A 24,072-nucleotide genomic window follows, 5' to 3' on the forward strand; every position below is an offset into this window, starting at 1 on the left:
CCCCTATGATTACAGCCAATGAGCAAGCATCGGCTACAGATGGGCACTCAATGCCCCGGTAAACTTCGATTTCCATTCCTCAATCTCACGGTGCGGCAGTTTCATCGATTGTGGCTGACTCAGTTTTACCATCCCGGAGTCGAGAACTTCGAGAGGATCATCTCGTCTTAATACCGGAAGCCCAGTGTCTCTTGCGATCTCGATAGCTCGATTGTCCACAGCAAGAATGACCATCGGGCTCCCTAGTTGAGCAGCACGGATGCCGGCGTGAAGTCGCGTGCCGACATAATCGCTACCCGCAAGGGCAGATTCCAACGCCGATAAACCTCGATCCAGAATGTTTACTCTGTCGCGTTTCTTAGATCTACGAAGAAGACGCTCGTCCTTTGCACTTTGTGGCCACACGTGGACTCGTTGGTAACGAGTTAGAAGCCAATCAACGAGAAGCGAATCCTGTTTCACCGCTGGATTATAATTGGTCAGGGTGAAAACAACTTCGTCCCTGTGTCCCACGCCGGGCAATGTCAAAGGAAGGCCCCACATGGTAGGACAGCCAGTGTTTACGGAGTGTATTCCCACGCCGGTTAACTTATCCGCTGTGTATTGATCCCTGGCGGAGATTGGCACATCCGGCAGCAACATTGACTTTAACGCATCTGCGGTATGTTCAAGAATGTCGTCTTGATATTGCCACCACCCGACGCCGCAGAATACTACCTTGCCCTCCATTGCGGATATATCCCTCGGCCGAAGGGGCCATTGACGCATACTGAAAATATCCCTTGATAAAATATTTGTGCCAGTAACCGCCAATAACTTGGATCGGTGAGCCAGCCGGCGAGAATGCCAGCGCATGGGCACGTGCGTCGGAATGCTCGGGGCTCCGCCAATTGCAGGAAACTGGTCATGAATGGCCTCTACGATAATTCTATCGCCGTCATTTTCTGACCTGAACGACGTATCCAAGAGTGCAATATTTTCCACTTGAAACTCCTCATGCGGAAGTCGCGGTTGGCCTTGCAGTTCCACCGCGGAGAAGGGGGGCACTGCGAGTCTGATGCATCCGCAGCACCGCCGACCTGGCGACACGCCGCTATCGCGTAGTCGCATGGCAGTCAGCCTGCTACGGTCGCCCCGACAGTACGTCCCTGAGTCGAGGGCGACACCACATCCAAGATGGGACCACACCACCTCATGACCCGCGAGGAATCCTGCTCACCCCAAAGTCACAACATCGGTGGACTGCTGGTAAGAAGCGCCACCCCAACTACAGCTGCTCGTGACGTGATTCACAGCGCTCTTGCTGGTCCTGCGCGCCACTTCCACTTGGTCAATGCGTACTCCACAGTCTGTGCTGCTGAGGATCCTAACGTGGCAGCTTCCTTGCGAGGCGCGGCCACGAATTACCCGGACGGGAAGCCTCTGTATTGGATAGGACGCTTTATGCGTCGGGATCGAAATTTCTCCCAAGTGCGTGGCCCAGGACTTTTTCAGGAAGTAATTTTTCGCTCAACTCCGGAAATCCGTCATTTTTTCCTAGGTGCTACGCCTGAAGTTTTGTCCGAACTTGAAAGGGCCGTAAAAAGGCTTAATCCACAGATAAACATCGTCGGCCTGGATAGCCCTCCCTATTCGGCGGCGGATCGGTTCGAGTGGAATCGTCGAAACGAGGCCATTAATGCGTCGGACGCAAATCTTGTCTGGGTGGGTCTGGGAACGCCAAAACAAGATCTGGAAGCGCAAAGACTGACCGAGGAAACCATGATCACTACGGTTGCCGTCGGTGCGGCATTTGACTTCCTGGCTGGAAATACGAAGGAAGCTCCCGTTTGGATGCAAAAAGCCGGCTTCGAGTGGCTTTTCCGACTTTTATCAGAGCCTCGACGCTTATGGAGAAGGTATCTGCTAGGCAATATCAAGTTCATTATACTTACCTTTCGACGGGGATAGCCGGCGTGATTTTCAAAAATTGGGCGCTAAAAGCACTGGCAGTACGCCAAAACGTACGGGTGGGTGAGCGTTTTCATGTGGGGCCTGGAAGCACCATTTGGGCTCCCGCAGGTTTGACATTAGGCAATGACGTTTATGTTGGAAAGCACGTAACGATCGAAGTTGACGGTGTTATCGGCGATCAAGTTCTCATAGCGAATAACGTGGGAATCGTCGGGCGTCGAGACCACGATATTAGCGAAGTAGGAATCCCAATAAGGAGAGCTTCTTGGGTCGGTGTCAATTCGGATTTGAGCTTGCCGGTCATGATTGGCTCTGATGTATGGATTGGGTATGGAGCTATTGTTTTGTCGGGAATTTCTATTGGTTCGAGCAGCATAATTGGAGCCGGAGCTGTGGTCACACATGACATTCCAGAGAATTGCATAGCTATAGGTCAACCTGCACGAGTTATCGGACCCCGCTTTAGCGAGGACGCATGGGAGAAGCACTGGGTTGCATTGGAAGCTCGAGGAATAACTAGACCACTGCATGGAGGTCTCTAATGAAGAGGGTTGCCATAATTCATCCTTGGTTGCCTCAATACAGGCTGGAATTTTTCGAGTTGTTGATTCATAAGGCAAAAGATCAAGGCGTCGACATTCATGTCTTTCACGGGGAGGCCCCGCCCGAGTGGAGAGCCCGGGGGGATGCTGTAAAGGTGGACTGGGCGACGGAGTTGCCAACTAAATTTATTAGCCTGGGACGGAAGTCGCTTGTATGGAAAAGTTTAGCCCCATTTCGTGAGTTAGCGCCGTTTGACGCTTATATTCTGGAGCATGCTGTAAGGAGCCTGGAAACTTACCGCATCATGGCTATGCACAGGCGAAAAGTATCCTTCTGGGGTCATGGTCGAACGTATACTCAGCCTACTAATCTACTACTTGAGCACTGGAAAAAGCAATTACTTAAGTGGTCCCAGTGGTATTTTGCATACACACAAGGTGGTGCCTGCGCGGTGCAGGAATCTGGATTCCCAAAGGAAAAAGTCACTGTCGTCCAGAATTCTATTGACACGCGTTCGCTTGAGTCCGCCATCCAATCTGTTACAAGTGGACAACTTAATGAATTTAAACAGAAATATGATATCGGGGGGCCGGCGGCAATTTTTATAGGTGGTCTCGATTCTTCCAAGCGACTCGATTTTTTATTCGAGGCTGGAAGTATTGTTGCCAAATCGATTCCGACGTTTCGCCTTATTGTGTCTGGAGACGGTAACCAACGGGACCTCGTCGAAGACTTGGAAAATCAAGTACCCTGGCTAAAATATGTTGGTCCAGCGCAAGGTCTCGACAAGGCGATTGCTTTTCGCTCGGCTGATGTGTTGTGCATGCCCGGGCGAGTTGGACTAGTAGCTGTGGATAGTTTTGCGGCTGGCACGCCAATTGTCACAACCAATTGGGAATACCACGCTCCCGAATATGAATATCTTGAAAACGGCGTTAATGCTATTATCACGGCTGACTTGGTTGACGAGTACGCCTCCGCCATAATTCAGGTGTTTCAAGACTCCGAAACCTTGGAAACACTTAGCAAGGGTTGCCAAGCAGCTTCGAGGAATTATAACGTGGAACAAATGGCTGAAAATTTTCTGGAGGGCGTCTTGATGTCTTTAGGGTCCACCCTCGATTAACGATTTGGCGAGCGATCCGGCGCGATTTGGTTCGGTTTTACGTTTTGCGAGAAGCGCGGATAGTGCTTCATCGGTTGAGTGCACGCCGACCTGGTACGCCGTAGTTGAACTAAATGGAAGCCGGCCGGGTGGAACCAAGGGCTGTAGCAAACCATAGTGGGTCCCGACTGCTGTTGCGCCGTGACGACCTGCAGAGGCTGCAGAGGTTGGTCCGCTCGGCCTCGCTGCGTGCAGGTCTGGCGCCGTGGGCAATGTTCGTGCTCCGGGCCACTGACGGGGTGTCGAACACCGAAATCACCGAGAAGGTCGGGGGCTGTCGTGGCCGCCACGCAAGAGCCCTCGACGAAGAAGCTGGGGGTCACGCACGGGTCTCTGCCGTTGTTTGCGGCGCGAGGGCATCGACCACACCACCGCGGCCGAGGCCTGGCGGTAGGACGGGGTCGTCCCCTGGCGGGAGGGCTCCTACAAGTTCTCCACCGAGCCTGAGCAGGTGGCCTAGGTGTTTGACGTCAGCAGTCTCTATCACGCCTCACCATAGAACGTGCTCGTGCTGTGCGTGGATGAGAAGTTTCAGACGCAAGCCCTCGAGCTCGCGGCACTGAGCCAGCTGCTGCAACCGGTAGAGGCGGCGGCGCGTACCTTCGGTTACATCCGGCACGGAACCTCACCCTGTTCGCGGCGCTGGAGGTCGCTACCGGTCAAGTCGCCGCCGTCTACAAGCCGAGGCACCGACGCCAGGAGTTCCCGGCTCTCCTGAAGCAAGTGGCACGGGACTGCCCGGAAGGGCAGTTGCATCTGATAATGGACAACCCCGCGATGCATAAGTCCCCGAGCGCGAAGAGGAAGCCTGACAATATTGTCGCTAATGCGGCGCCCAACTTCAGTCGCGCGTGGCTGACGAACGTGTCATGACGAAGGCTTCATGGTCTGCTCCCGGTAAGCTTTGACGCATGCGACGTACCCCCCGATCCGATACAGCGCGAAGGTCGAAGCCCACTTCCAAGAAAACAAAGGTGGTCAATGCCGCGATCACAGTTGCAGCGGCGCTCCTTGTGCTGGGCGTTTGCGCGGCTACAGTACTCGGAACACAGGCACAAAAACGCAATGCCGACGCCGCTTCAAGTTATGCCCCGGCAACTGTCCTGAAGCCGATTGGGCAGGCTACATCCTTCGCTTCGTTCAGTGACGCAATGCAGGATGTCAAGGATAACTCTCGTCCTTGGTCCATGACGGTTCTGGGTGACTCCACGGGTAACGAGCCTGACGAATGGGTATACCTCGTCACAGAGGAGCTAGCAGCAGCCACCGGTCGGCCAGCCGTCATACATAATTGGTCGTCCGAGTCCCATTCCTACGAGGGCTCTAATCGAATGGAAGGTGACGGAGAGCCTATTATCGTATGGAACGGATCTGCCTCCGGTGAAAGCGCCGCGTACACCTTGGAGCATCGCAGTACGTTATCACCAGGGTCGCCCAACTTAGTGGTCATAAATCATGGGCACAACCACGCGACTAGCGCCGAGGCATCCAGTCAGATTGCGACACTGGCTGGTCGCGTGCGCAATGCATCAGAAGATCCGCCGGCACTCGCTATCACACTGCAGAATCCCAGAACTGGGGGACAAGAAAATAAGCATGCCAACGTCATTCGCCATTTGCGGGAAGATTGGACTGATCGTGAAGACGTCACAGTTCTCGATGTTTTTGCTGCTTTCGACAAAGCTGATAATCTTGAAAGACTAGTACATGAGGACGGAACCCATCCCACCGAGGCGGGGCAGCGCCTTTGGGCAGATACTGTTTTGGATGTCATGCAGTTCTAATCGCGATCGCTACTTCAAAGTCTTGAGGTTCTAACTTGCTGTGCGAGGCTCGTGACAGGGATTGAGCCTCGGATTTGAGATATTGAGTTTTTATAAAGGTTTCGATGCATCAACCCGAGTATAGGCAGAACAATCTTTTATTACTATTTGTGGTAAAGTAATTGTGGTTTTCGTTAACCATCTATGTAGAACCTTCGGCCGCCGACACGTTAGACGGCATGGCGTTATTAACAAGGGCACGGACGCTTGTGGCTTCGGGCCAAACTCATGGGGGATGCATTGGTGCGATGGAAACGGGAGCGACCAACCCAAACCCCGATTTCTCCCGAGTGGGCCGGGCCGGTCGCAGAAACGGATGCTCCTACTGGCGTCATACGGTTGCGAGGCGTTGTTGGTCCATCTCGTCGAGCCAGTGCTGGCGGCGGTGGACGAGGTTGGGATCGGTGCGGGTGCCCGGCTCCAGGCGCCGTAGTTGCTGGTGGGGCACCTCCAAGGTGCGGGCGGCTTCGGTGAGGCGGATGCCCAGGGCTTGACGTTGTCGGCGCAGCAGTGGCCCCGGCAGCGGCTCGGTGGGCGGATGGATGAGCACGGCGAAGACCTAGTTGGCGACGTGGCGTTTCAGGCACCGGATGATGTCTCGGTCAGCCAGTCCTTCGGCCCGGCGGTGGAGGAAGTACGCCATGGTGCGCGGCTCGCCGGTGCGCATGCGCCGCAGCACGATCCGGTGCAGGCATGGTTGGCCTGACGGTCTCCGCCCCGAGAAAGCCGGTGCCGGTGGGTTCGCCTGGGGGAGGCCGGCACGGGGGCGACCCCGCACAGGGCGGCGAAGGCCGCTGGGGTGCGGATCCGGTCCGGGTTGTCCGCGACGGTGGCCAGCAGAGTTGCCGCGACCACGGGCCCGACCCCGTAAGTGGCCGGCAGAGCGGGATTGAGCCCAGCCACGATCTGCTCGAGCTGGTGGTCCACCACGGTGATCTCCTCGGCCAAATTCCGGTGGCGGAGCGCCAAGCGTTTCAAGGACGCGCGGGCGCTCTGTTCGGGGTCGTGGCCTGCGCCGGGTCGGGTGCGGGCTAGGACGGCCACTAGCTGTAAGAGGGCATGACGTTATTGACTCGGGCCGGGAGGCGTGAGGCCGTGGGCTGATCGCCGCAGGCGGTATGGGGCCGATGGTAGTTGAAGTGGTTCACCCAGATCCCGATGGCGTCCCGACGGGCCTGCTCACTGGCGTAGGGGCGGACGTAGAGCACCTCGTCGGCCAGCAGCCGGTTGAACCGCTCGACCTTCCCGTTGTGCCGGGGCGTGTAGGGACGGATGCGCTGGTGCCGGCCGGCGAGGGCTTCCACGCACCGGGTGAAGTCGCGGGCCTTGTAGTTGGCCCCGTTGTCCGTGACGACTCGGTGGATCCTTTCGATCCCATGGGCGGCGAAGAACGCCCGGGCTCGGCAGAAGAACCCGATCGTCGTCACCGCCTTCTCGTCGGCGAGGGCCTCGGTATAGGCCAGCCTTGAGAAGCCGTCCACGGCCGAGTGCAGGTAGGTGTAGCCGACTTTCGCCCCGGGCCCGCGCTTGGCCGCCTTCGCGGCTGCCGTGCCGCGGCCATGGGCACGCCAGCCGCCGCCGTCGGGGATCTTGCCGACCTTCTTCACATCCAGGTGCACCATGTGCCCGGGCCAGGCAGCACGGATCCGCCGAGGTGGGCGTCTCAGGTCGTCCCCGGCCGGGGTGAGGTCGCGCAGGCGGGAGATCCCCAAGCGGGTCAGCCACCGGCCCACGGTACGCAGGTGCAGCTCATGCCCGAGAACCAACAGGTGGCGGTGGATGCGCCTGGCCGACCACTTCCGTTCCCGGCGCAAGGCCTCGATCAACTCCACGACCGCCGCCGAGGTGCGCTGAGGGCTGCGCCGGGGAGTCGAGGGGCGGTCAGCCAACCCGGCTTCGCCGGACTCGAGGTAGCGGGCCACCCAGGTCACCACCGTGGGCCGGCTGACGCGGAACTCGGCGGCCACGTGGGCCTTCGGGATCCCGTCGTCGAGGTGGCGCAGGACCATGCGCAGCCGGCCGGTCGGGGTCAGGGGTGCATTAATGTGGGGCATGAACGGGCTCTCTTGCTGTGGACGGACGGTGTAGGAACTTCCATCCTGTGGCGAGGAGCCCGTTCCTCATCTCATCGGCACACCAGCGGCAAGAACCTCATGCCCCACAACAACTAGCTGGCTCCCGTGGTAGCGGCGGTAGTGGGCGCGCACGGCACCGGGGGCGGTGATGAGCAGGGCGTGGACCTGGTTGAGCACAGCGGTGCGGGCCATGGTCGCATCGGTGCGCTCAGTTAGCAGGATCCGCAAGGATTCAGCGCGCCCAGTGCGCTGCTTCGGCGCCACCGGGGCCCGGCCGGCGGCCACGGTCAGGGCGGCCTGCTCGGCATCCAGCGGATCGGACTTGCCCTTGAGGCGCCGGTGCTGACCGTTGGTGCGCATGACCTCGATCACGGTCATTCCCGCAGCTGTCCCGTGACGGCTTCAGTGGAGGCTCGGTAGTACCGCTTCGGCGGTCACCGCAACGGTGTGCTGAGGATAGTAGGCATCCTCGTGCTCTGCCGGGGGTACGAGCCCGATCTCTCCGTGCAGGTGGCGGTGATTGAACCAGTCGACGTACTTGGCATAAGCGATCCCCAGGTCGTTGATCGACTTCCAGAGACCCTTATTGCGGGTCAGTTCGGCCTTAAACAGCGAGTTGAACGCCTCGGCGAGGGCGTTGTCATAGGAATCGCCGGTGGATTCGGCCGAGGCCACCGCGCCGGCCTCGGCCAACCGCTGGGTGTAGCGCACCGCGACGCCCCCGCCGCCCTCATGAGCCGGTGCACCGTGCACCGGGCCACCCGCGGGCCGTTGCAGTGCAGCTCGGCGTGCACCTTGGTGACCCCGTACACCCCGTAGTTCTCCACGTGCACCTTGGCGAAGACCGCGGTCGTGGCCGCGTCGCTGACCGATCGCGCAGAGGGCGACCGGGTCTTGGCGGCGTAGTAGGTGCTCGGGGCGATCTACACGCCGGCGTCCCGGAGTACCCGGCAGATCGGCTCGATCCCGTACCCGCCCTTGTGGGCGTCGATGTAGATCCCTACCTGCGGTGAGGGTAGAACGAGCTCACCCCGCGAAGAAGGCCGAGGCCGATCGCAGGATGGCGTTAGCCCTGCGCAGTTCCCGGACTTCTCTCTCCAGCTCGGTCAGCCGCTGGGCATCATCAGTGGTCGTCCCCGGCCGGTATCCCTCATTGACCTCGGCCTGTCTGACCCAGTTCCGCAGCGTCTCGGGATGGATCCCCAGTTGCTGCCCGATCCGCGCCAGCGCCCCGGTCTTCGTGGCCGGGTTCGGACGGGCCTCCACCGCCATCCGGGTCGTGCGCTCATGCAACTCGTCCGGGTACTTTCTCGGAGCTCCCATGACTCTCACCCTTCCGTGGAATAAAAGCCTCCAACAGGCCTCTCACGAGACACTAAGCGTGAAATTATCCGGTGGCTGATACGTTATGTAATCCGCGCGGTTTAGTTACCTCACCGGAGCCCGTGCAGATCATGAGTTAAGGACTATAGGAGCATCAACTCCGCCGCTGCGGCGCTCAGCTCGATGCTTAAGGCCGAGTCACTCCGCAACAGAGTCACTGGAAGTCGACCGACGACCTAGGGATCGCGAACGCCAAGTACGTCGAGTGGTTCCATCACCGTCGCCTGCACGGAGATCGGACTTGCACTTCCGGCCGAGTTTGAGGACACCTACTACCGTCACCACACCGCCTCGGCGAACGCCGAAGCGGAACCACCGAGGCTCCACTAAACAGCAAAAAAAGGTACTGGGTGACTCAGTCATTCTGACCTACAGTCGAATAAGTACGTCCGACAGAATAACGCGCATAATAGTGGGCGACGAGTATCGCCCGTCTATGCGCAATTTATCTAACTTCTAAAATCTTCTGTAGTCGATCAATGTATAGTTGCGTAACAATTGCCATATCAAAAGTGGGTGTAAGGCCTTCCCTCGCCTGCTTCGCCTTACGCATGTAAGCGCCCGAATCGGTAACAAGATTCAGCATGGCATTGGCATATGCCCCAGGGCGTTGGGCAACAAGGTCACCGCTAAGTCCAGCGTCGAGGGTGAATCCGACACCCCCGGCATGCTTTGCACCGATAACGGGGACGCCCAGAGATCGCGATTCCAGAATAGCTAAACTGCAAGCCTCCCACCGACTCGGATGGACCATTATATCGACTTCAGAATTAATAAAGCTTTGAAGGCTCGCATGAGAGTGAACTCCGTGAAATTGTACGTTCTCAATCAGGCCACGCTTCGCTGCCCAAGCGAATGCCTTGCCGCCAGGCTCGTGCCCTTGACCGAACATATGCAAAACACTGGAAGGTAATTTCTCCCGCACTTTGCGGAAAGCGTGAAGGGCGGCACCCGAATTCTTGCGGCGATCGAAACCATTAGCCACAACTGCAAATGAAGGGCGACTGCAATTGTTGACTTTGTATCGTGGCGAATCATGGCCGCCCGCGCCAAGATTGAGTCCATTAGGGATAACGTCGATGGACGTATTCCGACGAACAAAGGGCTGAAGCTCGAGCGACAAAGTTGGAGCTACCGCTGTCAGATTAATTACTCGACGCAAATTACGGACGCCAGCATATTCCCGAAACCACCAATACGGGTGGCGACCGTAATGTCTAATCACCGATATAGGGGCGTCATGCGCCGTTATAAGAGCATCAGACTGGACGTCAAGACCTCCTGAGGCGAATTCATACAACCAGTGAGCATGGATCACGTCGGGTTGCGCGTCACGTGTGGCTTCGCTAATCCAGGAGGATTCACGTTCAAATAAATCAAATGCTCGGTCCCTCGCCCGTGACCGTTTGGGGACTACAGAAACGTTGAGTCCGATATTACTTTGCCAACGTTTTGGTGTGTCAATATGCTCAGACGAAGTAACTATTTCGACTTCGTGTCCTCGTTCGAGGTAGGCATGCACCAGTTGCGCAATATAGGGGAACGAATAGGTGGGCGGTATGCTTTCTCGATCCTCCAATATTCCCATGAAAGGCAAAAGATCACATGGACCCAGTACAGCTATCTTCATGTTAGATCCCCTTTGCATCCACATAACGAATGAGCCGTGCCGGAATGCCGGCGTACACGGTCCAGGCCGGAACATCCCCGGATACAAGGCTGCCAGCGCCCACAACGGCACCGTCGCCGATAGTTGTCCCTTTCAAGATTGTGCTTCTAGCGCCAATGAAAACGTCATTGCCGATATGAATGGCGTCATCTGAAATTGGTTCGGGTATGGGTTCATGGCGACGAGGCACACAATCGACAGGGTGAAAGTCAGTGTCACATATAATAACGTCAGCACCTATTAAACAGCGATCTCCGATATGTACTGAATACGCAGAACACACGACCGTTCCGCTCAGACCAACTTCGTCACCAATTGATATCAAAGCCGATGGCGTGAGAGTTCGCAGTATGACGGGTCTAGACACGCCAAGTGCTGTACGCTTTGAGTCACTACATAGTACGACTCCGTTCCCCAACTCGATATGCGAATTGGGGGACATAGTGATAATAGGCCGCCCGTATGTCAGCACACCAGAGCCGACATGGGCGCCGGTCCTGCTGATCTGGTGGCTCGCACTTGCGCTGCGAATGTTCCGGACTATGTGTTTGGCGACCACGAACGTGTTCTGGCCTAAAGTGTCTATATTCCTAGTTCGCGCCGTGCGAATTCTATGCATGAGCTCGGTCATGTTGAAAATCCCCTTCTGCACGCTGACGCGCGGAAACTGCGTTGGCTTTCGAATCGCTGTCCAGATTGTATATTGAGGTCAACACTAGAAGCGGCGCCAAATACCACTGCAAATTATAACTTACGGAGTAGGCCAGAAGGCCCACCAATATGGGCAAAGCAATGGCGGCTTGTCGATTAAAGTATTCATTTCGCAGAATGCTCGCAACCCATATTAATCCGCCGAGTAGGCCCACAACTCCACTTCGCAGAAGAGTGCCAACGTACCAACTGTGAGGTATATATTCGATGAGTAAGCCATCTTCGCGGATTCGCTCGTAGCCTCGGCCAAAATCCCATCCGAAGAAGATTCTATAGAATCCGTTCGCAGCAAGTTCGCGCAACGAATAGACCCAATCGTATACACGGCCCTCAAAGGTTCGCGTATCTGTTGCGGAGCCGGTTAAGTTCTCGCCGACGGTTTCCGCAAAGCCTGCACGCAGAAGTGTATATGCAAGCGTGGCACCAATCGCTGCAAAAAGTATTACTCCGATTTTATGTCTATAGGTTCTAACGGTGTACACAAATAACATGATGCCAGCCGCAATCCATACCGAACGGTGCTGGGCCAGTAGGACTATCGATATAAATATTCCCGACAAAGCTAAATGCCTAAGCGATTGGGAATCTCTAAATTTATGGAGAGCGATCACGGCTGAGGCTGCAAGAAATATCGTTTGACCTGATGAAGTGGCGCGGCCTACTTCGATTTGCTGACCGAACAACTCTCTGGCCCCCACGTACCCGGAAGCGCCGCCGAAACCATACTGCAGTGTGTTCAAACCCCAAATAAATGAAACGGCGACGCCAGTCCACACAACAAAATTTTCGACACTTGTTCGCCATTTGCGGCCTCTTTGGGCGTACCCACACCATAAAGCCACGATTATAATGTAGATCCAAGATCTAGCCTCGTTTACTGCAGTGCCCAAACCGTAAAACCTTATACCACTCACTAAAGACATAAGAAGAACGCCCATGAGGGCTAAAACTCCACCCACGCTAGCGGTGAAACGTAACCGCCCTTTCTTGGAAAACAGTCCCCACGCGAGGCCGGGAGTAAGCAAGACCACGACAACATCCGAAAGCTTAATCTGGATGCCAGCTAGCGAGAAGAAATTAGGAGAGGCAGGAAAATGCCAATCAATTGCAACAGTTGTGGCCAAAAGTAATAATCCCACTTGAGGATATAGAATAATTGCGAGACTGGCGCAGAAGAAGCATGCGAGTGCAATAGCTGCAATAAAGGGATCCACGTCGGTTGATTCACTTCACTTTTGATATTGGGCTATGTATAATTTGATTTGCCGTTTTGATGCTTTGTAGACCCAAGACATATAGATACTAGCGAAGTGAGCGGGCCATGTGGTGGGGCGAATTTTGCGGAGAATTCGCATCAAAGAGCTAGGGTGACCGCCGCCTTTTTTGTTTGTAAAGGCTCGAAACTCTGACCGAATGCCGCGCCAGGGCGGTGTAGGATTTCGAGGGCAATCACCAAAAGTCAGAGGTGCTAAGATGCTAGAGATGCCGAGTGCGCGTCCTCGCATGCCGTAGTCGATGTCTGCCAGAGCATGCGCATAACTACCGTCTATTCCACCTATAGTTCTCGCGGCAGATATTGGAACTAGAACAACGTTACCGTTGAACGTGTCAACAACTAGGTCATGGGGCCCAGGATTTACGGATAGGAACTTTAATGGCTTAGTAGGATGCTGCCGAAAGCCGCCGTACGAAGCACGGTGAGTTCCTGGTTCGCGGACCGCCCCCACGATAATCGAGTTTCGATTCCTTTCCGAGCAGGTAATCAACCTTTCGATGGAGTTTGGATCGAGTTTCACATCGTCATTCAGCCATAATATATAATCGATGTCGTCGGAAATTGACATTAAATATTTTTCGGCCTGCGCCATAGAGTGCGCCCAAAATGCATCGCCGTTTCCGTGCACAATATGAACATCTGGGAAGTATTTTTCGATAGCTACAGAAGTGCCGTCGGTGGAGCCGTCATCGAAGAGCACTGTGGTGGAGTTTACCGCGGCGACTAATTCGCATTGTTTCAGTATCGAAAGGCACTCAAGCGTTGCATCTTTCCGGTTGTAAGATGCAATTAGTATGCCAATATTCACCATAAGCGTTATCTTTTCTTGTTAATTGTTCGTGTACAGGTTTATTATGTAATGAGCCCCTTGGGTCAGACGAAGCATCTTTTCAGTGGAGTCAATGTGTCTCGATTCTGTTCCCGGTATTGCATCATTTGCACATAATTAATTATGGTATCCGGTGCATGTGTAAGCAAACCTCAATAATGTAATGGTCGTTCTTCTCCACGCAACAGGTTTTCTATATACCATCTGGATGCACGCATAGCCGAGACGCTGAAGTTGTGCCGCCAGGCTTCGGGCAAAATAAGAATACCCAATGTGTCGCTGTCTCTCCGAACTCGAGTACGTGTCGTTTTCAGTATCAGTAGGCGCCTTCCTTGGCCATCACTGCCTTGAGAGTGCGGACTAGGATTAGCAAGTCCTGCACTGGCGACCAGTTCTCCACGTAGTAGAGGTCCAGGCGCACCGACTGCTCCCAGTCGAGATTTGAACGGCCTGAGACCTGCCACAGGCCGGTGATGCCGGGCTTCACGCGCAGCCGGCGGTGAACATAGTCCTCGTACTGCTCCACCTCTGCGGGGAGCGGGGGGCGGGGGCCGACCAGGGACATCTCGCCCTTGAGAACGTTGAGGAACTGGGGGAGCTCGTCCAGGCTGTAGCGGCGCATCCACTTGCCGGGGGCTGTGACGCGGGGGTCGTCCTTCATCTTGAACAGCAGGCCGGCGCCCTCGTTCTGCTCCTTGAGGCGCTGCAGGACTTGCTCGGCGTCGGTGCGCATGCTCCGGAACTTCAGCATTCTGAAGCGGGAGCCGTCCTGGCCGATGCGCTCCTGGGCGAAGAAGGCGGGGCCCTTGTCGTGCGCCTTGACGATCAACGTCAGGGCGAGCAGAACGGGGGATAGGGCGAGCAGGGCGGCCCCGGAGCCGAGGATGTCCATGAGGCGCTTGGTCATCGCGCGGCTGCGGCTCAGCTTGGGGGTGGCCACGTGGATGAGGGGAAGACCAGCCACCTGCTGCATGTGGATGCGGGGGCCGGCGATGTCGGTGAGGCCGGTGTCCATGACCAGGCGGATGTGGGCGTCGGCGAGCTGCCAGCTGAGGTGGCGGATCTCCGTGGTGCCCAGGGGGACGTTGGATGACAGGACGACGGTCTCGATGTCGCGCTCGTGGCAGGCGTCGACGATGCCCTCCACGGTGGGGCGCGCACCCGGGGCCAGCGCGTTGGGCGGAAGGCTCATGCGCTGCAGCTCCGCGGGGACCGGCTTGCGGGTCTCGGGGACGTAGATGGCGGCCGCCTCGAGCCCGGAGGTCGGGTGCTGGCGCAGGGACTTGATGAGGTCGCACGTGCCGGCCAGCCGGCCCACCACCATGGTCCTGGACAGCGCCTCACCCTTGTACCGGGCCTTGACCAGCCGATCTCGCACGAGAAAGCGGCCGAGGATCAGGAAGCCCAGGCCGAGGGGGAGGGCCAGCAGGACATAGCTGCGGGCCGTGGGGAGGTCGAAGCCGAAGGAGATGATCGCGATGGCGCCGAACAGGATGAGGCTCGAGTGCACCACCTGCCGGGTCTCCTCGAGTCCGTGGCCGATGAGGCGGACGTCGCGGGCGCCGCGGGCGCCCAGGTGCATCCACCAGGTCAGGGCCAGGGCGATGCCCACGATCCAGTAGGGAACTGACAGGGGGCCAAGGTCGAGACCGGCGTTCTCCAGCTGGAAGCGGAGCAGGTGGGCGCCCATGAGGGTGACGAGCAGGGCCAGGCCGTCGGCCCAGCGCATGCGGGTGAGGTAGGCGGACCGCCAGCCGGAGCGGGATGCGGCGTCTCGTGCGGCGGTGCGGGTGCTGTTGAGCTGCGGACGCCGGTGGTCGTCCGCTCGGCTGATCTCGTTGACCTTGAGCATGGTGGTGCTCCCTCCCCGAAAAAGCACGCGGCCACCTGGGGTGTCTCCTCCCAGCCCGTGGGGGAGACGGTGGACCGCGCGCTGCATTGCACTTGTCGCCAGTTTAGTGGCGCAAATCGATGAAACCGGCTCTATGACGAAGGATGTTTGCGTCTGCACTCGCCTGTGCCGAGAACTCGCGGGACGATGTCGTGCCTAGTGGTGACGGGGATCACGTCGTCGGGCGGGGAAGTCGACCCGACAGTGACGGTGCCAATTTCTGTCCCCCACTCGGGGGACGATGGCGTTGTGGTGCCGACCGCTCAGGCGGCACGGGCCTCCAGTGCGGTGTGGCCGGCGGTGCGAAGGTGTTCGGCCTTGAGGCGGCGGAGGTTCAGGGCCAGGCAGCTGGGGGCGTAGGCCGGGCGGATCACCACGGGCGTGCCCTCGTGGCCGTGGGCGGCGAGGATCTCGCCCAGGGCGGCCTCGTGCCGCTCGAGGACCACGTGGCCGAAGTAGTGGTCGTTGAAGAGGTCGGCCAGTTCCAGGGCGTAGGCCCAGGTGGGGGTGCCGACCTCCATGGATGCCTTCGGGCAGTCCCAGTCGCTCGGGGTGCCGGCGGCGCGCAGCTGGGTGCGCAGCACGCGGTCGAGGGCCTCGGGGGTGAAGGCCAGGGTGAGCTCGGCGACGTCCTCGACGATGTCGAGCTCCAGGAGGGTGAGTCCAGCGGGGGAGCAGGACTCGAGGTAGTGCTGGACGTCAGTGGCAAGGGGGGAGGTGCGCATCGGATTCTCTCTTGTCCGTCGAGGGGTACGGATCTTCGGGTCCTCCGAGCGTATCGGGGCAACGGCCCTAGTGGGGGCCGTTTCTTGTCCCCACATGGTCCCCATCGGACCGGACAAAAGTCTATTGCCAGCCCCTTGTTCCTATGCGGAGAGTGATTCGGTGTAGACCATTGTCCAGGCGGTGTTTCCGGAGTGTGTCAAGGGCCACACGCACCGCCCTGCCGGCCGGAGTAGGACTGCGTGAATTCATACGTGTACTGATGACTTCCCGGGCGCGGATACGCTGGAACGGTGAATTCTCCTGAGCGGGCGCGGGGCGGGCCGTCGTCGTCCGTAGCACTGCTCCTTGCCGACCTGGTGCAGGACATCGGGGGGACGATCGCCACAGGTGACGTGCTCGACGACCCGGTGGTGCGCCGGGTGGTGGAGGACCACCGCGAGGCAGGCCCGGGCGACCTCTTCGTGGCGCGGCAGGGCGGCCGCGGGCACGGCGTCCGGCACGCCGCGGCGGCGATCGAGGCCGGTGCGGTCGCGGTGCTCACCGACCGCCGGGGGATGCAGCTTCTGGGGCGGTCGCGGAAGGTGCCGGTGGTCGTCGTCGACGATCCGCGCGCCCTGCTGGGCCCGGTGGCGGCCCGGTTGCAGGGCCACCCGGCCGCGGGCCTGACGATGCTGGGGATCACCGGCACCAATGGGAAGACCACCACCGCCTATCTCCTCGAGACGGCCCTGACCCGCCTGGGCCGCCGACCCGGGCTGCTGAGCTCCCCGGAGACCGTGGTGTGCGACCGGCGCCGGCCCAGCACGGTCACCACTCCCGCCGCCCCGCTGCTGCAGGAGCTGCTGGCGCAGATGCGGGACGCGGGCAACGACGCCTGCGTCATGGAGGTCAGCAGCCACGCCCTGGACCAGCACCGGGTGGACGGCATCCACTACAGCGTGGTCGCCTTCACCAACCTCACCCACGAGCACCTCGACTACCACGGGGACATGGCGTCCTACTTCGCCGCCAAAGCACGTCTCTTCAGCCCCGAGTTCACGTCCCGCGCGGTGGTGGTCGTCGACGACGACGCCGGCCGCCGTCTCCGCGACCTGGCCGGCTGCCGCGGGGTGCCCGTGGTGAGCCTGGCCAACGATCCCGGGGTGGACGCGCAGTGGCACATCGCGGGGGAGCGGGGCGAGGACGCGTTCCTCCTCCAGGGCCCGGCCGGCAGTCTCGCGCTACGGACGCCGCTGCCCGGCGAGCACAACCGGACCGACACCGCGGTGGCCGCACTGATGCTGCTCGAGCTCGGAGTCTCGCCCTCCGAGGTGACTGCCGCTCTCGACGGGCCGGTGAGCGTTCCCGGCCGGATGGAACACGTGGACCTCGGCCCGGGGTGGCCGACGGTCGTCGTCGACTTCGCCCACACCCCGGACGCGCTCGCGTCCTCCGCGGCCGCACTGCGGGCGCGCACGCGCGGGCGGCTCGTGGTCACCGCGAGCTCCGGCGGGGACCGCGACCCCACGAAGCGGTAACCCGCCGGAGTCGCGGCCGTGGAGTCCGGCGCCGACGTGGTCCTGGTGACGGACGACAACCCCCGGACCGAGGACCCGGCCGCCATCCGCGCCGCGGTGATGCGGGGCGTCCGCCTCGCGGTGGAGGCGCGGCGGTCCGCGGGTCTGCCCGTGCCCGAGGTTTACGAGCTGCCGACCCGGCGGGAGGCCATCCGCTTCGCCCTCGAGACGGCCGGACCGGACGGCACGGTGGTGCTCAACGGCAGGGGGCACGAGCAGTGGATGGAGATCGGCCCGCGAGGGAGCCGGGTGCCGTTCGTGGACCGCGACGAGGTCCACGCGGCCGCCGCCGCGATCACTCTCGCCAGGAACGCTCCTCGTCCCGGCCTCTGACGGCACAGCCTGCCAGTCAGAGCGGCAGCGGCCCGGCCCGGCTCTGCGGTGGAGTTCTGTCCGCGCCTACGCGACGAAGATGCAGAACGGGTGCCCGGCGGGATCGGCGAACACGTACAGCGGTTCGTCCGGGTCGTCGGCGCGATCGAGCAGCTGCTCGGCGCCCAACTCGAGGGCCCGTTCCCGCTGGAGCTCAAGCGCTTCCGAGTCCTGAACGGTCAGGTCCAGGTGCAGCTGCTGCGCGACGCCCGAGGCGTCGGGCCACGTCACCCGGGGCAGGGCGGGGACGGCCTGGAACGCCAGCTGCCGTGCACCGTCCGCGTTCGTGAGGACCAGCCAGTCGTGGTCGTTTGCGGAACCGTCCGCCGGCGGCTCGTCCCCGGGCCGGTACTGCAAGCCCAGCAATTTCCGATAGAACTCCGCCAGCCCCCGGACGTCCGTCGCGTCCAGCACGGTGGTCTGCAAGTGCGGGTAGTCGCTCATCCGTCATCCCTTTCCCTCGTCCTCACCTCCCACAGTAGGCACTGGGCGACCGCGATGAGGCCGTGCACGGGGTGGAGCAGAGCCTCCGCCCGAGCAGTACCCGGCTCCGGCTCCAGGGCCGCATCCGCCAGCTCGGTGACGGAGGAGCGCCCCACCCGCGCAACGGGTGGGGCGCTCCTGCGTCTCATGAGGGGAACGCCCTGGCTGCCCCCGTCGTCCTGGTCTCAGTGCTTCCAGGCGTGAGCGTGGTGGTCCTTCTTGTCCTTGTCCTCGTCTTCGTCCTCGTCAGCCTTGTCGTCCGTCTTCTCGTCTTCGTCCTCGTCAGCCTTGTCGTCCGTCTTCTCGTCGTCCTCTTCCTCGTCGTCGTCGGCCTTGTCGTCGTACTCCCAGGTGTACTCGTGGTGGTACTTCTCGTCGTCGTCCTTGTCGCCGTTCTCGTTCTCATCGTGGAACCAGTGCTTGCCGTCGTACTGCCAGACGTGCTCGTGGTGGTACTTCTCGTCGTCGTCCTTGTCGCCGTTCTCGTTCTCGTCGTGGAACCAGTTCTTGACGTCGTACTCGTCGTCGCCCTTCTCGTCGTCGTCCTTCTCATCCTTCTCGTGGTCATTACTGGATTTGTCTTCGTGATCACCCTTAGACTCGCGGTCATAGTCCCCGCCTGCGAACGCAGGCGTACCCAGTGAGCCTCCGAGGAGGGCGGCCGCGATGGCCGCACCGGCGAGAGTCTTGTGCAGATCGTTCATGGTGTCCCCTATAAAGGGCATGACGAAGAAGCCGCCATGCGCGCGAAAGAGAATGTGTCCAGGCCTGTGAGATAGGCCTTCCCTTAGAACCGGGTGACACCACCGTAGAAGGGGATTTGCGCGGGGATCAAGAGTCCGACTAGGGCAAACGGCAATATGGCAATGTTCTGCCGGGCCCTCTTTCTCCCTCAACGGGGTGACCTGGGCGGGTCCACAGGACGGCCCGCACCTCAAGGCACTCGCTGGTTAGTGACCGGTAAGTCACCCGCATTCCTGCACGTCATCGATGGTTTGTGGGATACCCGAACATCCGCTGACCACTGCAACCGAATGCCCCCGGTGGTGTGACAGGTGGACTCCACGCGTCCCACTGAGGACCCCGGCGACCATCAGTACTATGACGGTTCGGCGCTCTTTGTGACGGCTCCACTGGGTTCACCCGCCTTCCCACCAGTACTGATCCATGGGTTTCCAGTCCGACCGCCCGCGCAGGGCGCCGAAGGCACGGGAAGCTGGCAGGTGCGGGACACGCCTCTGTTACTCAGCTCACGGAGGCTGGGGGAGGGCAGGTGCTTCCGCCGGTCCACGCAGCGTCCCGGAAGGAATCCCACGATGACCGTGACCCTCAGCATCCTCACCGCCACCACTCCCGCCGGGGCGGTGGAGTGGGCCCGTCTGTACTCCTACCAGCTGCCCTCCGGCCACGACCCCGGTCTCGAGGCCGTGCTGGAGTCCATGACCGAAGGCCGGCGTGTCCCCGGGCACACCTACGTGTGGGCGGACTACCGGGTCCTGGTCGAGCTGGTCCCCTCCTGCCTGCTGGACACCGAGCACGAGGCGGACATCAGCCACGGACGGATCATCGGTTTCCACGGGGTGGATCTCGTGTCCGTGGTGGCCGACCACGAGGTGGGCCGAGCGGTGCTCCTCGAACCCGAGAGCCCTGGTGCGGCCGACGGCGCGCTGATCCCGGCCGCCTGAGCGGTCCCATGGCAGGTCCGACGCGCTAGCATTTGCGATGGTCACCTACCCCCGGGGTGGCGCCCCTCGCCGTCGGAAGAGCCTCGCCGTGGACCCCCTCGCAGCCCACCCCTCACCGGTCCCGTGGCAGTTCCACGAGCTGTCCCTGCGCGGGCGGGTGGTGGTGAGCCAGCTGCCCCAGGCCGTCACCACGTTCCTGCTCATCCTGGTCCTCGCGGTCGTCCAGGCACCCCTGCTGGCCGACCCCCTGGTGCGGTGGGCCGGCGGACTGACCCTCGTCCTGACGCTGGCCTGCGCCCTGATCCCCTGGGACCGACTGCCCTACCGGTCCTACCTCGTGATCCCGGTGCTGGACTTCGTGCCGATCGGCCTCCTGTTCGAGGGCCTGTTCCCGCAGGTGCTCGGCGTGCCGTTCCTGGCGGCGCTACCGGTGCTCTGGCTGGTCGCCTCCGCGCAGCTGCCCCGGGCGGCCGCCCCGCTGGGGGCGCTGCTGACCGTGGCGATGCTGTGGGTGCCGCTGCTGCTGCGCCCCGGGCCGGTCACCCTCACGGCCCTGGGCAGTCCCTTGCTGATCCCGTTGATGATGCTGGCCATCGGCACCATGGCCCAGATCCTGACCAACAGCACCGAGGCCAAGGATGCGCAGCTGCGCCACCTGCTGGCTGCCGGCGCCCGCCGGGAGCGCCTGCTCAGCACCGTGCTGGACTCGGTGGACGTTGGGGTCCTGGCTCTGGACGAGGCCGGCCGGCCGCTGCTCACCAACAACGGGCACCTGCACGCCCACGCCCAGCAGCGCCTGGTGCGCACGTCGTCGTCCTCGGCGATCCCGGTGCTGTACGACGGGGCAGGCGCCCCCTTGTCCTCCACGGCCCGGCCGATCGCCCGCGCGGTGGCGGGGGAGTCCTTCTCCGCGGACCTGGTGCGGGTGGGGGAGCCCCCCGCTCAGCAGGTGCTGTCCGTGACCGCCCGCGTCATGCGCGACGAGCACGGGCAGGCGGAGGGATCCGTGCTGTCCTTCAGCGACGTCACCGAACTCGTGGACGCCCTGCAGGCCAAGGACGAGTTCGTGGCCGGCATCTCCCACGAGCTGCGCACTCCGCTGACGTCCATCCGCGGCTACACGGAGCTGCTGGCCATGGACGACCGGCTGCCCGGCTCCGCGCAGACCGGTCTGGAGGTGATCGAGCGCAACGCCGACCAGCTGCTGAGCCTGGTCGACGACCTCCTGAACTCCCACCGGGACGCCGCCGATCTGCATATCGTCCCCGCGGATCTCGTGGCGCTGCTCGAGCAGTCCACCGAGGCCGCCCAGCCACACGCCGATCGGGCCGGGATCGTCGTGAAGGCCTGGGCGCCGGACACCCTGGTGGTCGACTGCGACCCCGTGCGCATGCGCCAGGTCCTGGACAACCTCATCTCCAACGCCATCAAGTACTCGCCCGCGAACAGAACGGTGTTCGTGCTGGGCACCCAGCTGAGCGACACCGCCCAGGTGCAGGTGATCGACCACGGCCACGGCATGTCCCCGGAGGACGTCCGCCGGGTGTTCGAGAAGTTCTACCGCGGCGCCACGGCCCGGATGAGCACCACCCCGGGCCTGGGCATCGGGCTCGCCTTAAGCAGGGCCATCATCGAGCAGCACCGCGGCACTCTGACCTGCCACAGCACCCTGGGCGAGGGCACCGTGTTCACCCTGGCGCTGCCGATGACCTCAGCGCGCGGGGCCGTCCCGGTCGCCGGCAGTGCCCGAACTCAGACTTTCGTCGGTGGGGCAGGGGCCTCCGGTGTGGCTACGGTGGAGTAGCCGCTGTTCCGTCGTCGAACTCCCCGAGGTGTTCTATGTCCCGTCCCGCCACCGGTTCTCGCGCCTTCTTCGGCGGCCCGCCGTGGTGGGCGGTGGTTGCCGTGCCGGTAGGACTGGTGCTCGCGCTATTCGTGCTCGAGGGCCTCGGCGTGCCGACGGCACCGGCGGTGCTGGGACTCTTCGCGGTGCTCTACGCCGTCTTCAGCGTGGCCACCGGCGTGCGGCGCGGCTGGCGCATCGCGCTGCGCACGGTGGTCCTGCCCGCCGTGGCTGGGCTGTTGGCCGGTGCGGCGGTGATGAGCTCCGGGGCGACGATGGCCGGGGTGCAGGCTCCGTGGGCGGACGACACCTATTTGCCTGGGCTCCTCGCGCTGGTCGCCGTGATGTACGGACTGCAGCACCTGCTCTCCCCGGCGTGATCGCGCGGTGCCGACCGGACGAGCCGGCCGATGAGACGGCCCGGCGGAGGAAAGCGCGTCAGTGGGCGCCTTCCTTGGCGACCACGGCCTTGACGGTGCGCAGCAGGATCACGAAGTCCTGGACCGGGGACCAGTTCTCCACGTAGTAGAGGTCCAGGCGCACGGCCTGCTCCCAGTCCAGGTCGTCCCGGCCCGAGACCTGCCACAGCCCGGTGATGCCGGGCTTGACCCGCAGCCGGCGGTGGACGTGCTCCTCGTACTGGGCGACCTCCGAGGGCAGCGGCGGGCGCGGGCCCACCAGCGACATCTCGCCCTTGAGGACGTTGAGGAACTGCGGGAGCTCGTCGAGGCTGTACTTGCGCATCCACCGCCCCGGGGTGGTGACCCGGGGGTCGTTGGCCATGAAGAACAGCACTCCGCCCTTGGCGTCGTTGGCGGCCATGAGCTCGGCCTTGCGCTCCTCGGCGTCGGAGTACATGGAGCGGAACTTCAGCATCCTGAAGGTCGTCCCGTCCAGGCCGGTGCGCTCCTGGGCGAAGAGCACGGGCCCGCCGTCGTGGGCCTTGACGATCGCGGCGAGCACGAGCATCACGGGGGACAGGGCCACCAGCGCGGTGAGCGCCCCGATGACGTCGACCGAGCGCTTGAGCATCCGCCGGGACCGGCTCAGCCGCGGGGTGGAGACGTGGATCAGTGGCAGGCCGGCCATCTGCTGGGTGTGGATGCGCGGGCCGGCGATGTCGGTGAGCCCGGTGTCCAGGACCAGGCGGATGCGCTCGTCGGCCAGGTACCAGGACAGGTGCCGGACCTCCTCCGAGCTCAGCGGCGCGGACGCGGCCATCACCAAGGTCTCGATCCGGTGGGCGCGGCACGCGGCCACGATCCCCTCCACGCTGGGCGCCTCCCCGGCCGGCAGCATGTTCTGAGGCATCGGCACCCGGGCCAGGTGGTGCGGCAGGACCCGGGACGACGACGGCGCGTAGACCGCCACCGGATCGAAGCCCGCGGCGGGGTTCTGCTGCAGGGACTTGAGCATCTCCACGACCCCCGGCACGCGCCCGACCACCAGGGTCCGGGACATCGCCTCGCCGGCCAGCCGGCGGCGGGTCAGCCCCCGCCGCACCAGGCCGCGACCCGCCAGCAGCAGGAGCGTGCCCAGCGGCAGGGCGATCACCACGTAGCTGCGGGCCATCGGCACGTTCAGCACGTAGGACAGGATCGCCAGGGCGCCGAAGAGCACCAGCGTGGCGGAGACCACCTGGCGGTTCTCCTCCACGGCGTAGCCGATCAGGCGCACGTCGCGGGCGCCCCGCAGTTCCAGCCAGCCCCACCAGGCGGCGCCGAGCACGGCGCCCACCAGCCAGTAGGGCACGGTGAGCCGGCCGAGCTCCAGGGCCTCCTGGTCGAGGCCGAACCGCAGCAGCTGCGTCAGCACGAGCGTGGCGGCCAGTGCCGCCGCGTCCACCTGGCGCAGACTCCTGATGTGGGTCTCCCGCCAGGCGGCAGGTCGCACGGACATGTTCTTCTTGAGCACGTTGGTCACTCCCCCCGAGTGTGCGGGGGCCGGAACACTCCTCCTACGCCCCCCGGCGTGGTTCCGGCCCCCATCGATGACTTTACAAGTGCACATCGATGTAAACAGGTGCTTAACAGGGGACAGTCCTGAGGGGCTGATGCTCCGCTCTCTTTGCTAGCGTAAATGCAAGCGC

General features: G+C 61.7%; 24 protein-coding genes and 2 pseudogenes. 11 read left to right on the forward strand and 15 right to left on the reverse strand.

Annotation, left to right across the window (positions count from 1 at the left end; translation table 11 throughout):
• Nucleotides 1–33 precede the first annotated feature (33 nt).
• Nucleotides 34–984 carry a polysaccharide pyruvyl transferase family protein gene (locus CK505_RS13685; RefSeq protein ID WP_176475353.1) on the reverse strand — a complete coding sequence of 317 codons (951 nt, stop codon included), beginning with the start codon at nucleotides 982–984 and terminating at the stop codon, nucleotides 34–36.
• Between the two features lie 387 nt (nucleotides 985–1,371).
• Here CK505_RS13685 and CK505_RS13690 point away from each other — a divergent pair, with 387 nt between their 5' ends.
• The 5 genes from CK505_RS13690 to CK505_RS13710 all read left to right on the forward strand — a co-directional run bounded on the left by CK505_RS13690 (nucleotide 1,372) and on the right by CK505_RS13710 (nucleotide 5,445).
• The gene (locus CK505_RS13690; RefSeq protein WP_176475354.1) at nucleotides 1,372–1,950 is read left to right on the forward strand and encodes a WecB/TagA/CpsF family glycosyltransferase; all 579 of its coding nucleotides are present in this window, start codon (nucleotides 1,372–1,374) and stop codon (nucleotides 1,948–1,950) included.
• Between the two features lie 305 nt (nucleotides 1,951–2,255).
• On the forward strand, nucleotides 2,256–2,495 hold the full coding sequence (locus CK505_RS19025) for a hypothetical protein (RefSeq protein ID WP_303621205.1): 240 nt from the start codon (nucleotides 2,256–2,258) through the stop codon (nucleotides 2,493–2,495).
• Nucleotides 2,495–3,622 carry a glycosyltransferase family 4 protein gene (locus CK505_RS13700; RefSeq protein ID WP_095651423.1) on the forward strand — a complete coding sequence of 376 codons (1,128 nt, stop codon included), beginning with the start codon at nucleotides 2,495–2,497 and terminating at the stop codon, nucleotides 3,620–3,622. The genes CK505_RS19025 and CK505_RS13700 overlap by 1 nt, the downstream gene beginning before the upstream one ends.
• 681 nt (nucleotides 3,623–4,303) lie before the next feature.
• A complete protein-coding gene (locus CK505_RS19080) occupies nucleotides 4,304–4,534 on the forward strand; it encodes a hypothetical protein (protein WP_369680091.1) in 231 nt (76 codons plus the stop codon).
• Between the two features lie 101 nt (nucleotides 4,535–4,635).
• The gene (locus tag CK505_RS13710; RefSeq protein WP_176475355.1) at nucleotides 4,636–5,445 is read left to right on the forward strand and encodes an SGNH/GDSL hydrolase family protein; all 810 of its coding nucleotides are present in this window, start codon (nucleotides 4,636–4,638) and stop codon (nucleotides 5,443–5,445) included.
• A 370-nt stretch (nucleotides 5,446–5,815) separates the two neighbouring features.
• Here CK505_RS13710 and CK505_RS18210 read toward each other — a convergent pair whose 3' ends face one another.
• A complete protein-coding gene (locus CK505_RS18210; protein ID WP_141246825.1) occupies nucleotides 5,816–6,034 on the reverse strand; it encodes a helix-turn-helix transcriptional regulator in 219 nt (72 codons plus the stop codon).
• Between CK505_RS18210 and CK505_RS18930 the strand changes: the two genes are divergently transcribed.
• On the forward strand, nucleotides 6,023–6,190 hold the full coding sequence (locus CK505_RS18930; RefSeq protein WP_255250964.1) for a hypothetical protein: 168 nt from the start codon (nucleotides 6,023–6,025) through the stop codon (nucleotides 6,188–6,190). The genes CK505_RS18210 and CK505_RS18930 overlap by 12 nt on opposite strands.
• Nucleotides 6,191–6,234: 44 nt before the next feature.
• On the opposite strand, the pseudogene CK505_RS19085 reads toward CK505_RS18930, so the two are convergent.
• The 10 genes and pseudogenes from CK505_RS19085 to CK505_RS13755 all read right to left on the reverse strand — a co-directional run.
• Nucleotides 6,235–6,528: pseudogene (locus tag CK505_RS19085) on the reverse strand (transposase); the annotation flags it as partial.
• Nucleotides 6,528–7,538 carry an IS481 family transposase gene (locus tag CK505_RS13720; protein WP_095651427.1) on the reverse strand — a complete coding sequence of 337 codons (1,011 nt, stop codon included), beginning with the start codon at nucleotides 7,536–7,538 and terminating at the stop codon, nucleotides 6,528–6,530. The gene CK505_RS13720 and the pseudogene CK505_RS19085, both read right to left, overlap by 1 nt.
• Before the next feature lie 66 nt (nucleotides 7,539–7,604).
• Nucleotides 7,605–7,937 (reverse strand): hypothetical protein, encoded by a 333-nt coding sequence (locus CK505_RS13725; RefSeq protein ID WP_095651428.1) that lies wholly within the window; start codon nucleotides 7,935–7,937, stop codon nucleotides 7,605–7,607.
• Nucleotides 7,938–7,961: 24 nt separating this feature from the next.
• Nucleotides 7,962–8,882, reverse strand: a pseudogene (locus CK505_RS13730) (transposase).
• Between the two features lie 505 nt (nucleotides 8,883–9,387).
• Nucleotides 9,388–10,572, reverse strand: coding sequence for a glycosyltransferase family 4 protein (locus CK505_RS18215; protein ID WP_176475357.1), 1,185 nt, complete (start codon nucleotides 10,570–10,572; stop codon nucleotides 9,388–9,390).
• 1 nt (nucleotide 10,573) lies between these two features.
• Entirely contained in the window at nucleotides 10,574–11,242 is a 669-nt protein-coding gene (locus tag CK505_RS19030; protein ID WP_095651429.1) for a DapH/DapD/GlmU-related protein, read from the reverse strand.
• Complete coding sequence (locus tag CK505_RS18220; protein WP_141246827.1) at nucleotides 11,223–12,536, reverse strand: O-antigen ligase; 1,314 nt, start codon at nucleotides 12,534–12,536, stop codon at nucleotides 11,223–11,225. The genes CK505_RS19030 and CK505_RS18220 overlap by 20 nt, the downstream gene beginning before the upstream one ends.
• A 15-nt stretch (nucleotides 12,537–12,551) precedes the next feature.
• A complete protein-coding gene (locus CK505_RS13745) occupies nucleotides 12,552–13,409 on the reverse strand; it encodes a glycosyltransferase family 2 protein (RefSeq protein WP_095651430.1) in 858 nt (285 codons plus the stop codon).
• A gap of 334 nt (nucleotides 13,410–13,743) precedes the next feature.
• Nucleotides 13,744–15,279, reverse strand: coding sequence for a sugar transferase (locus CK505_RS13750; RefSeq protein ID WP_176475359.1), 1,536 nt, complete (start codon nucleotides 15,277–15,279; stop codon nucleotides 13,744–13,746).
• Between the two features lie 302 nt (nucleotides 15,280–15,581).
• The gene (locus CK505_RS13755) at nucleotides 15,582–16,043 is read right to left on the reverse strand and encodes a hypothetical protein (RefSeq protein WP_095651431.1); all 462 of its coding nucleotides are present in this window, start codon (nucleotides 16,041–16,043) and stop codon (nucleotides 15,582–15,584) included.
• A 291-nt stretch (nucleotides 16,044–16,334) separates the two neighbouring features.
• Between CK505_RS13755 and CK505_RS13760 the strand changes: the two genes are divergently transcribed.
• Together CK505_RS13760 and CK505_RS13765 are read left to right on the forward strand one after the other, a co-directional pair.
• Nucleotides 16,335–17,561, forward strand: a complete 1,227-nt coding sequence (locus CK505_RS13760) for a Mur ligase family protein (protein WP_095651432.1) — start codon at nucleotides 16,335–16,337, stop codon at nucleotides 17,559–17,561.
• 18 nt (nucleotides 17,562–17,579) lie between these two features.
• Entirely contained in the window at nucleotides 17,580–17,933 is a 354-nt protein-coding gene (locus tag CK505_RS13765; protein WP_095651433.1) for a hypothetical protein, read from the forward strand.
• A gap of 66 nt (nucleotides 17,934–17,999) precedes the next feature.
• On the opposite strand, the gene CK505_RS13770 is transcribed toward CK505_RS13765, so the two are convergent.
• Together CK505_RS13770 and CK505_RS18530 are read right to left on the reverse strand one after the other, a co-directional pair.
• Nucleotides 18,000–18,416: a VOC family protein gene (locus tag CK505_RS13770; RefSeq protein WP_095651434.1), complete on the reverse strand. Its 417-nt coding sequence runs from the start codon at nucleotides 18,414–18,416 to the stop codon at nucleotides 18,000–18,002.
• Between the two features lie 224 nt (nucleotides 18,417–18,640).
• A complete protein-coding gene (locus CK505_RS18530; RefSeq protein ID WP_176475360.1) occupies nucleotides 18,641–19,159 on the reverse strand; it encodes a hypothetical protein in 519 nt (172 codons plus the stop codon).
• Nucleotides 19,160–19,771: 612 nt separating this feature from the next.
• Here CK505_RS18530 and CK505_RS13780 point away from each other — a divergent pair.
• From CK505_RS13780 to CK505_RS13790, 3 genes are all read left to right on the forward strand, one after another.
• Entirely contained in the window at nucleotides 19,772–20,140 is a 369-nt protein-coding gene (locus CK505_RS13780; protein WP_095651435.1) for a hypothetical protein, read from the forward strand.
• A gap of 88 nt (nucleotides 20,141–20,228) precedes the next feature.
• Complete coding sequence (locus CK505_RS13785; protein WP_176475361.1) at nucleotides 20,229–21,944, forward strand: cell wall metabolism sensor histidine kinase WalK; 1,716 nt, start codon at nucleotides 20,229–20,231, stop codon at nucleotides 21,942–21,944.
• Nucleotides 21,945–21,979: 35 nt separating this feature from the next.
• Nucleotides 21,980–22,363, forward strand: a complete 384-nt coding sequence (locus CK505_RS13790) for a hypothetical protein (RefSeq protein WP_141246828.1) — start codon at nucleotides 21,980–21,982, stop codon at nucleotides 22,361–22,363.
• A 58-nt stretch (nucleotides 22,364–22,421) separates the two neighbouring features.
• Here the strand turns inward: CK505_RS13790 and CK505_RS13795 are convergent, their stop codons facing one another.
• Nucleotides 22,422–23,906: a sugar transferase gene (locus tag CK505_RS13795; protein WP_095651438.1), complete on the reverse strand. Its 1,485-nt coding sequence runs from the start codon at nucleotides 23,904–23,906 to the stop codon at nucleotides 22,422–22,424.
• Nucleotides 23,907–24,072: the final 166 nt, after the last annotated feature.

Origin of the sequence: Kocuria sp. WN036 (genome assembly GCF_002287015.1) — a bacterium.
Classification (GTDB): Bacteria; Actinomycetota; Actinomycetes; order Actinomycetales; family Micrococcaceae; genus Kocuria; species Kocuria rosea.

What these genes read in the sequence shown, in the direction of transcription:
- CK505_RS19025 (WP_303621205.1), top strand. Translation starts at nt 2,256, where the DNA reads ATGATTGGCTCTGATGTATGGATTGGGTATGGAGCTATTGTTTTGTCG.
- CK505_RS13700 (WP_095651423.1), top strand. Translation starts at nt 2,495, where the DNA reads ATGAAGAGGGTTGCCATAATTCATCCTTGGTTGCCTCAATACAGGCTG.
- CK505_RS13790 (WP_141246828.1), top strand. Translation starts at nt 21,980, where the DNA reads ATGTCCCGTCCCGCCACCGGTTCTCGCGCCTTCTTCGGCGGCCCGCCG.
- CK505_RS18215 (WP_176475357.1), bottom strand. Translation starts at nt 10,572, where the DNA reads ATGAAGATAGCTGTACTGGGTCCATGTGATCTTTTGCCTTTCATGGGA.
- CK505_RS13780 (WP_095651435.1), top strand. Translation starts at nt 19,772, where the DNA reads ATGACCGTGACCCTCAGCATCCTCACCGCCACCACTCCCGCCGGGGCG.
- CK505_RS13720 (WP_095651427.1), bottom strand. Translation starts at nt 7,538, where the DNA reads ATGCCCCACATTAATGCACCCCTGACCCCGACCGGCCGGCTGCGCATG.
- CK505_RS18930 (WP_255250964.1), top strand. Translation starts at nt 6,023, where the DNA reads ATGGATGAGCACGGCGAAGACCTAGTTGGCGACGTGGCGTTTCAGGCA.
- CK505_RS19030 (WP_095651429.1), bottom strand. Translation starts at nt 11,242, where the DNA reads ATGACCGAGCTCATGCATAGAATTCGCACGGCGCGAACTAGGAATATA.
- CK505_RS13745 (WP_095651430.1), bottom strand. Translation starts at nt 13,409, where the DNA reads ATGGTGAATATTGGCATACTAATTGCATCTTACAACCGGAAAGATGCA.
- CK505_RS13755 (WP_095651431.1), bottom strand. Translation starts at nt 16,043, where the DNA reads ATGCGCACCTCCCCCCTTGCCACTGACGTCCAGCACTACCTCGAGTCC.
- CK505_RS18530 (WP_176475360.1), bottom strand. Translation starts at nt 19,159, where the DNA reads ATGAACGATCTGCACAAGACTCTCGCCGGTGCGGCCATCGCGGCCGCC.
- CK505_RS13725 (WP_095651428.1), bottom strand. Translation starts at nt 7,937, where the DNA reads ATGACCGTGATCGAGGTCATGCGCACCAACGGTCAGCACCGGCGCCTC.
- CK505_RS13750 (WP_176475359.1), bottom strand. Translation starts at nt 15,279, where the DNA reads ATGCTCAAGGTCAACGAGATCAGCCGAGCGGACGACCACCGGCGTCCG.
- CK505_RS13770 (WP_095651434.1), bottom strand. Translation starts at nt 18,416, where the DNA reads ATGAGCGACTACCCGCACTTGCAGACCACCGTGCTGGACGCGACGGAC.